A 12,833-nucleotide genomic window follows, 5' to 3' on the forward strand; every position below is an offset into this window, starting at 1 on the left:
CGGATCTTCTGACCGGGGTGCGTGCTCACTCCAGGTCGGCGCATAAGCGATCCAGCGCGTCCTGGGAGTCTGCATCGGCCGCGCGGTAGATAATGATGCGCTGGTCCGGGTCCTGCAGCGGCATGAGCACTTCATAATTGACGACCAGCGGACCGACCCGAGGGTGCCGCAGCGGCTTCTGCCCGCGGCCATGGACCTTGACGTCGTGCCTGGCCCAGGCCTGCGCGAACTCCTCGCTGCGGGCGGTGAACTCAGCGACCAGATCGGCCAGTTCCTGATCGTCGGGGTGGGCCGCCCATGCGGCGCGCAAGTCGGCGATGCCCTCGCGAATGACGCGATCGCGCTCACCATAGAAATCGCGCAGCGCGGGATCCATCAGGCATAGCCACATGGTGTTGCGCTGCCGCGGCGGCAGGGCGCCGAAGTCGACGACCAGGCCGGCCATCTCCGGATTCCACGCCAGGATGTCGTAGCGGTGGTTGACCAGCATCGCGGGCAGCGGCGACAGATCGCGCACCAGCATCGCCAGGGCGGGCGCGGGGACGGAGCTCGACTTCCCGGCATTCGGCTGCCGCTGCTGGGCCAGGTCGAACAGATAGGCGCGTTCGTCGGTGTCCAGCCGCAGGGCCCGGGTGAGCGCCTCCAGGACATCCGCGGACGGGCGCAGGCCACGCCCCTGTTCCAACCGGACTATGTAGTCGGTGCTCACCCCAGCGAGATGTTCTTTATACACTCCTTGCCTAGGCTGGTGTCATGACTCGAACGATGACCGGCAAGGAACCTGTCTGGCTTGCGGAGATCAATGCTGCCTTGGCCGCTGGGGTGGCCGATGTGGATCCTTCCGAGTGGGTGTACGGCTATGTCCGTATCTCGCGTGATGAGAAGGACCGTGCTGAGGGGGTGCAGCTCCAAGCCAAGAACGAGGTCTCTTACGCGGCCCGTAAGGGGTTGGCGTTGGCGCGGATCTTCTGTGATAACGATCTGTCGGGCGCGGATGCGGACCGTCCGGGGTTGCGGGAAGTGCTGAGGTTGGTGGCCGCTGGTCCGTCGAAGATGGTTCTTGCGCGTGATGTGGCGCGGTTGACGCGTGATTACGACCTGGGCAACGAGTTGATGAAGCTGGGGCGGGATGAGGGGGTGCGGTATGTGTTCGTGAAGGACACCGACTACGACTTGACCACGGGTGCCGGGCGTAAGAATTTCATGGTGAAGGTCGCCGAAGCGGCGGAGTACCGGGAGACCAACACCGAAAACCTTTTGGACCGGATGAGTGAGGAAGCCGCGAAAGGGGTGATGCAGGGCGGTTCGCGTCGGTTCGGGTACGGGAAAGTTGTTGGCACGCATCCGATTACCGGTGATGAGATTCTGGACCGGTGCGCGTTGCGGGAGAACGAGGTTGTGGTTCTGTGTGAGGGGCGGGACCGGATCATCAACGGGGAGTCGCAGACGACGATCGTCACCGATTTGAACGCGCGGGGGATCACCACGTCTGAGGGCAAGCTGTGGCGGGTGGGCAAGCTCAGTGAATTGCTGCTGTTGGAGGCGTATGTCGTCTACGACCTGGGTGAGCACACCGACGCGAACGGGCAGCGCTGCGAGTGCTTGAACAACCCGGAAGGTAACGGTATTCGGGTGCATGAGCGCACCGGCACGCGACATCGCGCTCAGTGGCCCGCTGTGTTTACCCGCGCCGAGCATGACGCGATGAGGGCGGCGATCAAGGCGCACAGCCGGGCGAAGAATCCGGATCGCCCGCGTGCGCGTAACGGTGAGTATTGGCTGACTGGGCTGGCCGAGTGTGGCGGAGCGTGGCCCGTGGGCAGCGAGCGGGCCGGACGGTATTGCGGTAGCTGGTTGGTGGGTTCGCTGCTCGAGCGGCAGCGGAAGAACGGCACGGTAACCCAGCGTCGGTATGGGTGCCGGGCGAAGGATTCGGCGCGGGTGGCGTGTGGGTGCGGGCGGGTGTTCCGGGATGCGGGTGCGCTGGAGATGTGGGTGGCGCAGCAGGTGATCGCCGCGTACGAGAATCCGGAAATCTTGGCGCGGCTGGATCGCGGTAACGACAACGCTGGACGTATCGCGGCGCTGCAACAGCGCATCGAGACCACGGCGGGGAATCTGGATGCCGAAACCGACCGGCGCGCCGAGGTCCTGTCCGGTGCGCGGGACGAGGACGACTTGCGGGTGATCGAACGCACCATAGCGAGTTTGAAACAGACGTTGAAAACTCTTCGCGCTGAACAGGATTCGTTGCGCGGCGCGCAAGCCCTCGCAGTGCTGGCCGACATCGGCTCCACGCCTGGCGAGTTGCGCAAGGCGTGGGATGCGAAGGGTTCGCGGTGGCGGCACGAGGCAACCGCCCGTCTGGTCGAGAAAGTCATCGTGGCACCCGCGAAGATCTACGCCGCGAAGTGGGTGGACCAGAACGGCAAGACGTGGCGGTTCGACACGTCCTCGGTGCAGATCGTGTGGCGGGAACTGTAGTCGCAACACTTCATGCGGCTTTACTACCCCGGCCCTGGTCCCGGTCGAGGGTGTCCAGCGCGTTGCGCAGGAACAAGGCCAGGGATTCGATGACGGCCGGGTTGTCGATGCTGGGTGGGAGCCCTTGCCGGATACGGCTCTCGGCGACGAGGCGGCGGGTCTGCTCGCTGGTCGGTCCCACCCACATGCGCCCCTTGCTGGCTGCGGTCGTGCGGCGGAATTCGATCACGTCGGCATCGTCGGTGACTTGTTCGGGTTCGGGCGCGTGGTGGCGGTGAGTGCGGCGCTGACGGGCGTTGTCCAGGTTCGGGATGCTGTTGGGGTCGGCAGGCATGAGTCGTCTCCCTGGTGGCGTGTCAGGCGGCGCGGGCGGCCGGGGGTGGGGCGGGCAGGGCGGCAAGGCGGTGGCGGGTGGTGTGCCCTGCCAGCCACCACACGGACGCGGCGGGGTTGTCGGCGGCGATCTCGGCAACGGTGGCGGTGGCGACAGTGAGCCCGGACAGAGTGGAGGGGTCTTCGTCGAGTAGCCGGTGGAAATTGGTTTGCCGTTTCGGTCCGGGCAGCACGAACAGGACGGGAATGGTGATGTCGCCGGATCGTAGATCGCGGTATCCCTGCAATTTGTCGATCAGGCGGGATAATTCTTCGGTGCCGGTGTCGTATTCGAGAAAGAATCTCACGGTGCGGCCGTTTTCGGACCATACGCCGTAGCCGTCCGGGTGGGCTATTTTCGCGCACGCTGCGGTGGCTTCGCGTTCATCCCACCATTCCAATAGTTCGGCACCGGGATTGGTGCGGGCGTGATGGCACAGAGTGGTGAAGAATTCGTTGATGCCCAATAAGTGGTCGAGTTGCGGGTTGCGGGACAGTTTCAGCGTTTTCTCGTGCACGGTGCGCGGGGCGGGAATCGGTGCGTCGGTGGTGGCGGCATAAATCATCGCGCCGAGCGGGCCGAGGGTGTAGCGGTATTCCTGGGAGCCCGGCCGGACACAGGCCCGGAACCGGTCGAGCACACCCCGGTCGGTGAGCAAGACAAGACGTTTGCGGGCGGTGTTGTCGTCGGTGAACAACAGCCGGGTGATCTGGTGCGCGGTCAGCGCACGATGGGCTGCCAGCAGCCCGAGCAGCCGCAGGTCGCGGGGGGTGAGTTGCCGCTGTGCGGTGATCGCGTCCGCGATGGAAGGACCGTGGCGGGAGGCTATAGAAGCCTGTCGGGGTCGCCGCGCGGTCACCGCTCACCCCCGCCGGTCTGCGAGGATGCGTCGCCGGGGGTACCCCGGTCACTACCCCGCTCTAGGTGGGCGGGTGAACGGGGTAGTGAACGGGCGATAGAGGGTGGGGGTGAAAACCCGTGCCCCGCACCCGAATCCGCCGACCCGGTGCCGAGTTTCCCGGTGGCCAGTTTGCGACGGCGGCCGGTGGCGTCGCGGCGCTGGCGAGACAGTCCGGCGGTGACGCGTGCGGCCGTGCGCAACTGTTCGGCGCGGCCGGGAACCGGCGGGGGTAGCGCCTCGGTGGCGACGCTGAAGGGTTCGACCATGACCCCTTGGTCGATGATACGCACAGTGGCGGCGTATCCGTCACGGTGCCGCAAATCGGTGTCGTCGAATATCGGTTCGAAATGCGGGGCGAGTTTGCGCGCGTCGTCCGGGGAGACGGTGAACACTATTTTGTTGCGGGCGTTGGCGTCGACCGCGCCCCGGATTTCCGGCGGTAATTGGCTGAGATTCTGGTGGGCTAAAACAAAAGATACTCGGTAGCCGCGGGCTTCGGCCAATGCTTGATCGATACCGATCGGCAGGTGCAGGAAATTGTGGCATTCGTCCACGATGATCGTGGCATCGGCGCGTTTGTTCGGCGGAATCTTCGCCCGCCCGGTGGTGGCCTGCCACAGCCCCGATAACAGCAGTGATCCGACCAGTTGCACACCGCCCTCACCGATTTCGCCTTTCGGTAACCGGGCGATGAGAATTCCGCCGTCCAGGATTTCGGTCAGGTCGAACGTGGCGGCGGGCGCGGCGAACAGGTCGGCCGCGAACCGATGGGAGAGCACTTCCCGCAGGCGGGAGATCACCGCACCACAGGATTGCTGGCGTTGTGCGGGGGTTTGGGCGGTGAATCCGTCCCAGAATCCTTCGAATCCGATCGGTTCGCCGTAGCGGTCGATGATCGGCCGGTGGTAGCCGGGTGTGGTGAGGATCGGTATCACTTCGGCGAGGGTGGCCCCGGGCCGCCGCGCCAGGGTGAGGCAGGCAGCACAGAGCATTTCGTCCATGCGCGGCCCCCACCACTGCGCGTACACCTTGCGGAACGTCTCGATCACCATCCGGGCCGCACGCTCGCGCCCATCGGCGTCCTCGGCAGCCCCCGACGGTGCGGCCAACACGTTCCACGCCGGGGGCGCGGTCCGTTCGACCGGGTCCAGGACCACCAGCCGCCCCGCCGCGTCGGAGGGTAGGCGGGCAAGGACGTTGTCGGCGAGGTCGCCTTGGCAGTCGAGGACCACCAGCCCGCGCCCGGCCGCCGCTTCGGCCAGGGCGAGATTGGCCAGCCAGGTGGACTTGCCCGTACCGGTGACCCCGGGCACGTGGATGTGGTGACGGGCCGCTTCCACCGATACCCCGATCCGGAATCCGGCCGGGTCCACACCGAGGGGTTTGGGTGCCGCCCGCCCCGGCCAATCGAGTGCGGCCACATGTAGCCGACGCCGACCGGGGGTGTCTGGGGTGGGCGCGGGGCGCTCAGTGGTCACGAAGAGTCTCCTTGTCGGGCCGGGGCAGCCGAAGCGATGGGTTCCGGTGTTCGGCCTGTGGTGTGGTGCAGCCGGGTAGGCGCAGGCCGGGGCGGGCGGTGCGCGAGCGCGCCCGCACCACCGGCAGCTCGTAGCGGGCCGCGTCGGCGGGCAGATGCCACAACGCGGCCACCTCGGCCGGAGTGGCGACGAACGCCCGACCGGGCCGCCGCACCGACACCCGATACACGCGGTTGCGAGTGCGGCGGGTGACCAGTCCGCCGCTATCGGCGCAATCGGCGACGGCGTCGAATCCGCCCGCGATCGCCGCGACGAGCGCCCGCCCGTGCGGCAACGGCTCCGCACTGCTCACACCGACTCGCAGCGTCGCCGTAAAATGCGGTCCCGCTACCTGTTTGGCTTGCGCAGCCTGTTGCCGGGCAACCGCCAACGGCGACAACGTTGGGGCCGGGCCGGTGCGGGCAGCCGTGGTGGTGGTGCCGGAGATCGCAAACCGCACCAGCCCCAGTAGCTCCGACAGCCCCGCAGCCACAGCCTTGCCCACTAGCCGGGGCACGGTGCGGCGGTAGTAGGTGCCCAGGACCAGTTGCACGAACCCTGTCTCGCCTTCGGCGCGGGTGGACAGCTGTTCCAGCACACCGCCGAGCGGGTCCGGGTCCGTCACCCCCGCCCGCTGTGTGGTGCGGCCGGTGGCGCGGGGGTCGATCCAGGGAGCCCATACGCCGTTGCGGGCGGTGACCTCCATAGCCACCACCCGGTGATCGCGCACGAGCAGTGCAGGGGCGGTGTGGGTGATGACCGCGCCGGGCCAGGCCCCGGTGATCGCCGCCCCGATCTGTGCGCGGTCTACCCCGGGCGGCACCCATACTCCGATCTGCGCGCTTTGGGCGGTCGCGTGGATTTCCAGCACGATATGGCGGGCACGGAACCCGAAACGTCGGGTGCGGTGCAGCACGCCGGCCACCCGGCGCGCGAACACCCCGGCATCTCCGGCCACCACGGTCGCGGGAGTCTCGATCCGCAGCCACACCGCATCGGCCGCCTCACGCTCGCGCCAGCGCCGCACCCACCGCAACAGCACCCAGTAGACCAATGCCACAGCGAGCGCGCCCACGATCAACAGTTGCCAGCGCGCCATCACCACCCGCTCGAGCATGCCGAACAGCTCACGCGGATCGAACAAGTGACCGGTGAGGAGTTTCGCAATCACCTTGAGGCCCTTTCGAACTCGGGGATTGGGGGGTGTGCCGGGTGGTGGATTCCACCGCCCGGCACACCCCGAGGGGATCAGGCGGCGTCGTCCTGATCGATGTCGGTCACGGTGAACACCTCACCGCCGTAGGAACCACGCTCGAGCTCGCTATTCAGGTGGCCTCGGCAGACCGCCAGGGCCTCACCGTCGCAGCTGAGCACCGCGACAGCCGGTTGGTGGCAGTGCCGCAACCGGTGAAAGGTGGTGTCCTCGCCGTAGCGGTCGTGGCCTTCGGCGTCGCAGTACCAGCCCGGCACGATCCCCCGGTGGCTGAGCACATCTCCGTGCTCGGGACACCCTGACCACGGAATCTCACAGCCACCCGGCACCGGCTCGAGATCGGCCGGTGTCAGCTGAGCCAGTAGCGCCAGCCGCAGCAGCGCCCGATTGTCCTCCGCCAGCAGCCCGGCGACGTTCGGCGGCACCGGGGCCTGCTCGACCTCGACCAGCTCACGGAGCCGGTGTTCGGCCTCATCGAGCCAGCGTGCGCCCAACGCCGGTATCTCACGGTGCAGCCAGCCAGCCTGATCGATGCCGATACCGAAGGGGTAGTGACGGAACAGTTGAGACGACATGACATTCTCCTGAAACTCGTTGGCAGAGTTCAACTCCGGCCGAGACACTGATTGCTCGCCGGTGTGGTCGGTGGGGCGGTGAGGGCCGTTCATGATGTTCTCCGTTCCGGTCGGATCGTCGGCCCCTCCACGAACGTCGGAGGGATCCTGCGGATAGGGACTGACAGCCGGGGCTGCCCTTTCGATCCCGCCCCGGGGACTTCCTTCGGGCGGGTTGTGCTGGGCGTCCCGGCGGTGCGGGCGTGCCCGGCGGTGCGATCGGTTCATGTGTGCGCCTCCACGCGGGGTAGGTTGTCGACGTTTGTGTTGCTCTGACCAGGGACTCCCTTCAGGGGCGGATTGTTGGACATCGAGAGCGATAACTATTTGGTAACAATGTTTGACAAGCTGTCCCTGGCTTGCATATCCTGAGTACGGAGTAGTCTGCGTTGAGTCATTGAGCGGAACCACACAGACTACCCTTCTTCTCTGGGGTGTGTAAACCCTCAATTTTTTCGCTGCGCTGATTCAGCGCACAGGATCGCGGTCAGTCTCGCGATGCATGGGTTCGGCCCCCTGGCGCTTCGTTACGCCAAGATTGGGACCAAGTCTCGTTCGATTCGCAAAAGCGGCTCCCAACATCGAAGTTGGGAGCCGCTTCGGCTTCGGGGCGATGGCCGCGCTTAGAAGTAATTTTTCAGCATCTCGGTTGACCATGGAGCCTGGTGGATCTCGCCACGCGGCCCGAACTCCGCGAACCAGGGCTTGATGTCGAGCACGGGAGTACCGTCCACCGCGTCCAGTTCGGCTACGTGCAGGTCTAAGCCGTCCACGCGAAGCAGTCGAGTACGGGAAACCCCAAGCCAGTTGACGCGCCGCATATTCCGATGTCCGAAGACGCCGACCTTGGGCCATGCGGGGTTGTCGCGGGCACTGCGTGCACCGAAGTGCAGGTCTGTTGGATCGGTCAGGTGGAACCGGAAGACGATTTCGAGGTGGCTGAACGCGTCCAAGCCCTGCACGGACTCTTCGGTGAACCGAGGGTCATCTATGCGGATGATCGTCTCGGTACCTCCCCAGTGATCGTCTGTCGGTTCGCTTCGGCCACCGATCACATGCGCGACCGGAACAACTTCGAACACTTCGTCTGTCATATAACCCCTGTCCTATATTCCACTGGCGGCTAGATATTCCGCTGCCCGCTCATCGATCTCGCTCGCACCCGCAACATGCCGATACGGTGCCACGGTTGCGCGTATGTCGCGGGCAACATTCCTGGTGCGCCCCGATTGGACGCCGTCCATTGCGTCGAGCGCGGATGTCCATGTTGTGCAAGCCTGTTCGAGTTCGCCGCTGCGGGCCTGCACGGTACCGAGGTAGCCAAGGGTCACCGCGTGGGTCCGGGTGAATGTCGTGGCTTTGCGTTTGCGGACGCTGAGCTTGAATTGTTCGGCGGCACCGGCCATGTCCCCCGAATCACGTAGTGCGCAAGCGGTTTCGTGGGCGAGGCTCGCTTCAGAGAAGAAGAACACCCGAGCGGGCTCATGATCGGAGTCGGAAGCGGCGGCAAGATCACGTTCGGCCTCGAGCAGGGCTTTCGCGGACTCGGCTTTCTCACCCGCTGCGCTCAACGCCTTGGCGTGCACAACCTTTAAGAGCGCGCGTTCACGTGGGCAGGCGGCTTGGTATCGGGTGCCGCTGACTGATGCTTCGGCCAACTGTAGTCCCTGCTGGGGTTGGCCCAGGTCGATGGCTTGATGTGCCATGGCGCGCAGTACGTGACCGGTAAGCGGGGCGTCATTCGCTTCAGCGGAAAGCTTGGTCGATGCGGCGAAGTAGCGCTGTGCGGCTGCGTGCTCGTCGTTGTCGAACGCCATCCACCCCGCCAAGTAGGCCAATTCGCCTGCCGCTGCGAACATTTCACGACGCACAGCATCGCTGGCAAAGGACCCTTTCAGGTAGCTGGTCACTTCATTGGTCAAGTACTGGACAACAGCTGTCCGTCCATGCCCGCCGCCAAGTCGCTGGTCGATCTGGGAGAACAGGACCATCACGTCTCGCACTGCGGCTACATCGGCTTGGCCAACGTGCCGGATGCCGGTCTCCTTGTCCGGTGCGACAGATGCCGCCCGGTCGAGCCATCCAGGGAGCAACACGGATGCGCTGATCGCTGTGGAGTACCCGACACGTAGGAAAGAGCGCCGTTCCACATCAGCCTTTCCGAGGTTGAGCAAGGTTGCTACAGGGTCTTGGATTGCACCAAAACGCCTTTCGTACCACGCTATGACATCGGGTGTCTGCGTGCGCTGTCCGGTCTCGTAGTAGAAGAGCGCGGACTTGCTGTAGGGAATCTGAGCAGCCAGCGCGGCCAGGGAAACCCCAGCGGCTTCGCGAACCGCTCGAAGCTGTGCGCCGACGACAGCGGCGGGACCGTCCATACCGTCGAATCTAGCCGTTTCGTGAACGCGTCTAGCCGTTTTGTGAACGCGCTGTGGACGTCAACTCGTATTTTTCCGGATACCTCCCATGGTAAGCTAGATATGCGCCCGGAGAGACGACCCTCTCCCAGTCATTGAGAGTTTGTTTCAGGGGCCGGGCGCATCTAAGCCGCAGTCGACGCACCGGAGGTCGGCAGATGCCGAACAACGAGCTTCAAGATCGCGACCCGTTCGTAGGGCCACCCCGCAAGTACGCAGGAGCACCGGCAGAAAAGGTCGAACTCTTCGCGGAAGCGGTCCGGCAGTGGGGAACTGATCCAGCGTCGGCCGAATCGTCCCGGTGTCGGGGTGTCGAGTCCTCCGACACCGAGCGTACCAACAACAAGGTGGCGTGATGAACCGAGATCGCTTGCGTACCACCGAATCAGCAGACGCCCGGAAGGTCGCAACGTGGCGTCTAGTGGGCCGTGACTGCCAAGTACTCAACATCCAGAACCGGGCGGATGCCTCACCGGCCTACCGGTGGCCCAGCGGAACAATACTGCCTGCCGCGAAGCCGGGCTTGGTGATACTCGACGGACCGCCGAACCTGTGGGAAGCGCGCGACGCATTCCCCGGGCATGCCGATCTATGGGACGCGGTGCGCGCGGACTATTGGGACGTCTTGCTGTGCCGAACCGACCTTCCAACCACGATCGCGGGGGCGTAGCCGAGTGTCCGAGATCCAGCGCCAGCGGCGCGAAATCGCCGTGTCTGTACGGAAATTACTCAGGCAGTTCCACGAAGAGACCCCAGAGAAACTCGCTATCGCCCCGGTCGAGGGCGTCACACTCCGTCACTCCGCCCACGGGATAACCGAGGTGGACCAAGACGGTTGGTGCGCCGACTACGACGACACGACCGCACAGGACGCGATCACCGTCCATCCGATCAGCGTTGTCGACACCGTTCTGACAACCCACCACCACGACGAGCACACGAATTCACCGGAAGGACACCACTGATGGGCCTCAGTGACGAAGAGGGTTACGACAACGAGACCTCTCAGCAGATGTACTACGGGACAGTGTGGTTCTACCGCAACTACGGGACACCTGAACAGTTGGCCAAGTACACCGCCGGTGGCCCGCCGCCACCCGAGCCCGCTGACGGAATTATCGGAAAGATCCTGTGGCACGAGCATCATCGGGCGACCGTGGAGGAACTGACCGCGATCCTCGAACAGATGCGCGAGGAAGGCTTGGTCACCGACACAGGACCACGCGCCTACACCGGACCCGTACCGCCCGCAGATATCGCAGACCTCAAAGCCCACATGATCGAACACCCCCACCAACCCATGGACACCAAGCAACCCGCCAACAGCGGCGATACCAGCGAGTGAATCATCATGTCCAGCAAAGCAATTGGTCTGCTACTGCTCGAAATCACCGGATCGGATCGGCAACGGTACGAGCAGGTAATCAGACATCTGGCGCAGCGCCAAGGCTATGAGCTAGCCGGACTGCTCACCATCGCTACCGACACCTACATGCCGACGACACTGATAGTCGAAACCTTATGCAAGGCAGGCGCTTCCGCCATCTTGACACCCGACCTTGCCCACTTCGGCGGACACGCGAAGGCGGTTGCATTGGCGTGCGATCTGGTGACTCCGGCTGGGGTGGTGCCACGGTCTGGCGGGGAACGGTGATCGCGTTCCGAAGAGTGCGGTCCGAGGAAGAGTGCGGGCACTCACTTGGCCGAATCATCCACCTACGCAACGTATTCGATTGAATCGTCCACGATTGGCGGCGCGGGTTGCTCTCCCACCGGCGCGCGCCTCGGACCCGTGTTCTAGAGATCACCCTCAGTCATCCCGAAGGAGCCGGACATGATCAACGTCCCCGCGAATCTGAAGAGCGTGCGCGTCGCAGTCCTCTACGGGCCGGTCTCAGAAGAGGATCGCGTCTACATTCGCAACACACCGCACGAGAAATGGTCGCTGACTGCGATCATGGAAACCCTTACCGAGTCCGGTATCGACGCCGAACACCTCGACCCGACCGCCGCCGATTTCGTTGAGCGGGTCCGTAGGTTCGACGTCGCATACGTGAACGTCCACGGCCCCTGGGGTGAGGACGGCCGTCTTCAAGGTCTGCTCGATTACCTGCATGTCCCTTACACGTCGTCGGGTGTTCTCGCGGGTGGTATCGGTGCGGACAAGCTGGCCTCGAAGGCGGTGTTCAACTACGTCGGCATCCCGACACTGCGTGACTCCGGGCTGATCACGGAATCGGCGATCCCGGCGTTCCCGCTGCCCGCGATGCTGAAAGCGGTCGACGGCGGTTCCAGCGTCGGGCTGCAACGAGTCGAAACCATGACCGAAGCCGCCAACGCGGCGCACCGATTCCGTGAGCGCGGATTTCGCCGGTTCTTCCTCGAGGAGTTCGTCGTCGGTCGTGCGATGACGGTTGCGGTGCTCGGCACACCGACCGGGCCGAAAGCGTTGCCGCCGTTGGAAGTTCTCACCGAACGCGATTACTACGACGAGGAAACCAAGCTCGGTGGCGGCGATGGTCCAGCGGTTACCTATCAGGTTCCCGATGATCTGGCGTCGGCCACCCTCGACGCGATGTCCTTCGGTGCGCTGGCGGTATACGGATTCCTGGAGTGCCGTGGCGCGATCCGGATCGACTACATGGTCGATACGGCTGGTGTCGCATACGCGTTAGAGGTGAACACGACTCCGGGTGTGCAGCGGCACAGCAACCTGCCCGTTGCGGCCCGCGCGGTCGGAATCGGATATCCGGAGCTGATCCTGATGCTGCTCGCGGATGCGATCGAGAACGGGGTTCGTCCTCCGTGGGCGGTTCGATCGCTTGTTGAGCAGCAACGCGGCCCCTCGCCCCAGCTCGAGGCGGCGTTGCCCTACATTGGGCTGGCTACCCCGGATCGAACGGAGTGAGATTGCACCGCCTTCCGCTGGATGTCCACCGGTTCCCGCAACACTTCACCGACGACGAAACCGACGACCCTGGTTTCCCTTGGCCCGATGGTGGCCCACAGACATGGGGTGATCGGTGTTGCGGCATTGCGTGCCTGCGAATGCTGCTCCGGTTCCATGGCCTGCCGGTGCCGCTACAGCGTGAACTACTCCGAGAAGGGTTGGACACCAACGCGTATGCCACCGGGGTGGGCTGGACACACGCCGGACTGGTCGCGCTGGCCGCACGACACGGCCTTGCCGGTACTGCTGAAGCGGTCGACCGTTCCACACTTCAGGGTATGGCCGCTGACGGCATACCCAGCATCATCTCGTGCACGTGGCAACTGCCTGAAGACGGACGCAAGGGCGGGCACCTGATCGTGTT

At 64.8% G+C, this 12,833-nt stretch carries 14 protein-coding genes; 6 read left to right on the forward strand and 8 right to left on the reverse strand.

All coding sequences use genetic code 11. The annotated features are described in order from the left end of the window. Positions 1-25 precede the first annotated feature (25 nt). Complete coding sequence (locus ABZW16_RS06690) at positions 26-709, reverse strand: helix-turn-helix transcriptional regulator (protein ID WP_354952938.1); 684 nt, start codon at positions 707-709, stop codon at positions 26-28. Between the two features lie 44 nt (positions 710-753). On the opposite strand from ABZW16_RS06690, the gene ABZW16_RS06695 reads away from it, so the two are divergent. Then, positions 754-2,484, forward strand: a complete 1,731-nt coding sequence (locus ABZW16_RS06695; protein WP_354952940.1) for a recombinase family protein — start codon at positions 754-756, stop codon at positions 2,482-2,484. 10 nt (positions 2,485-2,494) lie between these two features. On the opposite strand, the gene ABZW16_RS06700 is transcribed toward ABZW16_RS06695, so the two are convergent. The 7 genes from ABZW16_RS06700 to ABZW16_RS06730 form a co-directional block, all read right to left on the reverse strand. Then, positions 2,495-2,818 carry a hypothetical protein gene (locus ABZW16_RS06700; RefSeq protein WP_354952942.1) on the reverse strand — a complete coding sequence of 108 codons (324 nt, stop codon included), beginning with the start codon at positions 2,816-2,818 and terminating at the stop codon, positions 2,495-2,497. 22 nt (positions 2,819-2,840) lie between these two features. Beyond that, complete coding sequence (locus ABZW16_RS06705; protein ID WP_354952944.1) at positions 2,841-3,716, reverse strand: replication-relaxation family protein; 876 nt, start codon at positions 3,714-3,716, stop codon at positions 2,841-2,843. Continuing rightward, positions 3,713-5,236, reverse strand: coding sequence for a type IV secretion system DNA-binding domain-containing protein (locus ABZW16_RS06710; RefSeq protein ID WP_354952946.1), 1,524 nt, complete (start codon positions 5,234-5,236; stop codon positions 3,713-3,715). Before ABZW16_RS06710 ends, ABZW16_RS06705 begins: the two co-directional genes overlap by 4 nt. Then, positions 5,226-6,446 (reverse strand): hypothetical protein, encoded by a 1,221-nt coding sequence (locus ABZW16_RS06715; RefSeq protein ID WP_354952947.1) that lies wholly within the window; start codon positions 6,444-6,446, stop codon positions 5,226-5,228. The genes ABZW16_RS06710 and ABZW16_RS06715 overlap by 11 nt, the downstream gene beginning before the upstream one ends. A 77-nt stretch (positions 6,447-6,523) precedes the next feature. Continuing rightward, a complete protein-coding gene (locus ABZW16_RS06720; RefSeq protein WP_354952949.1) occupies positions 6,524-7,063 on the reverse strand; it encodes a hypothetical protein in 540 nt (179 codons plus the stop codon). 662 nt (positions 7,064-7,725) lie between these two features. Beyond that, positions 7,726-8,157, reverse strand: a complete 432-nt coding sequence (locus tag ABZW16_RS06725; RefSeq protein ID WP_354952951.1) for an SAM-dependent methyltransferase — start codon at positions 8,155-8,157, stop codon at positions 7,726-7,728. 51 nt (positions 8,158-8,208) lie between these two features. Next, positions 8,209-9,480: a helix-turn-helix transcriptional regulator gene (locus tag ABZW16_RS06730; protein WP_354952953.1), complete on the reverse strand. Its 1,272-nt coding sequence runs from the start codon at positions 9,478-9,480 to the stop codon at positions 8,209-8,211. An 860-nt stretch (positions 9,481-10,340) separates the two neighbouring features. Between ABZW16_RS06730 and ABZW16_RS06735 the strand changes: the two genes are divergently transcribed. From ABZW16_RS06735 to ABZW16_RS06755, 5 genes are all read left to right on the forward strand, one after another. Beyond that, positions 10,341-10,484, forward strand: coding sequence for a hypothetical protein (locus tag ABZW16_RS06735; RefSeq protein ID WP_354952955.1), 144 nt, complete (start codon positions 10,341-10,343; stop codon positions 10,482-10,484). Beyond that, positions 10,484-10,864, forward strand: coding sequence for a hypothetical protein (locus tag ABZW16_RS06740; protein WP_354952957.1), 381 nt, complete (start codon positions 10,484-10,486; stop codon positions 10,862-10,864). Before ABZW16_RS06735 ends, ABZW16_RS06740 begins: the two co-directional genes overlap by 1 nt. A 6-nt stretch (positions 10,865-10,870) precedes the next feature. Continuing rightward, positions 10,871-11,173 carry a hypothetical protein gene (locus ABZW16_RS06745; protein ID WP_354952959.1) on the forward strand — a complete coding sequence of 101 codons (303 nt, stop codon included), beginning with the start codon at positions 10,871-10,873 and terminating at the stop codon, positions 11,171-11,173. A 180-nt stretch (positions 11,174-11,353) separates the two neighbouring features. Then, positions 11,354-12,427, forward strand: a complete 1,074-nt coding sequence (locus tag ABZW16_RS06750; protein ID WP_354952961.1) for a hypothetical protein — start codon at positions 11,354-11,356, stop codon at positions 12,425-12,427. A 140-nt stretch (positions 12,428-12,567) separates the two neighbouring features. Beyond that, positions 12,568-12,833, forward strand: a 266-nt coding sequence (locus ABZW16_RS06755; protein ID WP_354952963.1) for a hypothetical protein, incomplete at its 3' end; no start/stop codon positions are given.

The sequence above is a fragment of the Nocardia sp. NPDC004604 genome, assembly GCF_040609795.1.
Lineage (GTDB): Bacteria > Actinomycetota > Actinomycetes > Mycobacteriales > Mycobacteriaceae > Nocardia.

What these genes read in the sequence shown, in the direction of transcription:
- ABZW16_RS06695 (WP_354952940.1), top strand. Translation starts at nt 754, where the DNA reads ATGACTCGAACGATGACCGGCAAGGAACCTGTCTGGCTTGCGGAGATC.
- ABZW16_RS06700 (WP_354952942.1), bottom strand. Translation starts at nt 2,818, where the DNA reads ATGCCTGCCGACCCCAACAGCATCCCGAACCTGGACAACGCCCGTCAG.
- ABZW16_RS06720 (WP_354952949.1), bottom strand. Translation starts at nt 7,063, where the DNA reads ATGTCGTCTCAACTGTTCCGTCACTACCCCTTCGGTATCGGCATCGAT.
- ABZW16_RS06730 (WP_354952953.1), bottom strand. Translation starts at nt 9,480, where the DNA reads ATGGACGGTCCCGCCGCTGTCGTCGGCGCACAGCTTCGAGCGGTTCGC.
- ABZW16_RS06740 (WP_354952957.1), top strand. Translation starts at nt 10,484, where the DNA reads ATGGGCCTCAGTGACGAAGAGGGTTACGACAACGAGACCTCTCAGCAG.
- ABZW16_RS06745 (WP_354952959.1), top strand. Translation starts at nt 10,871, where the DNA reads ATGTCCAGCAAAGCAATTGGTCTGCTACTGCTCGAAATCACCGGATCG.
- ABZW16_RS06750 (WP_354952961.1), top strand. Translation starts at nt 11,354, where the DNA reads ATGATCAACGTCCCCGCGAATCTGAAGAGCGTGCGCGTCGCAGTCCTC.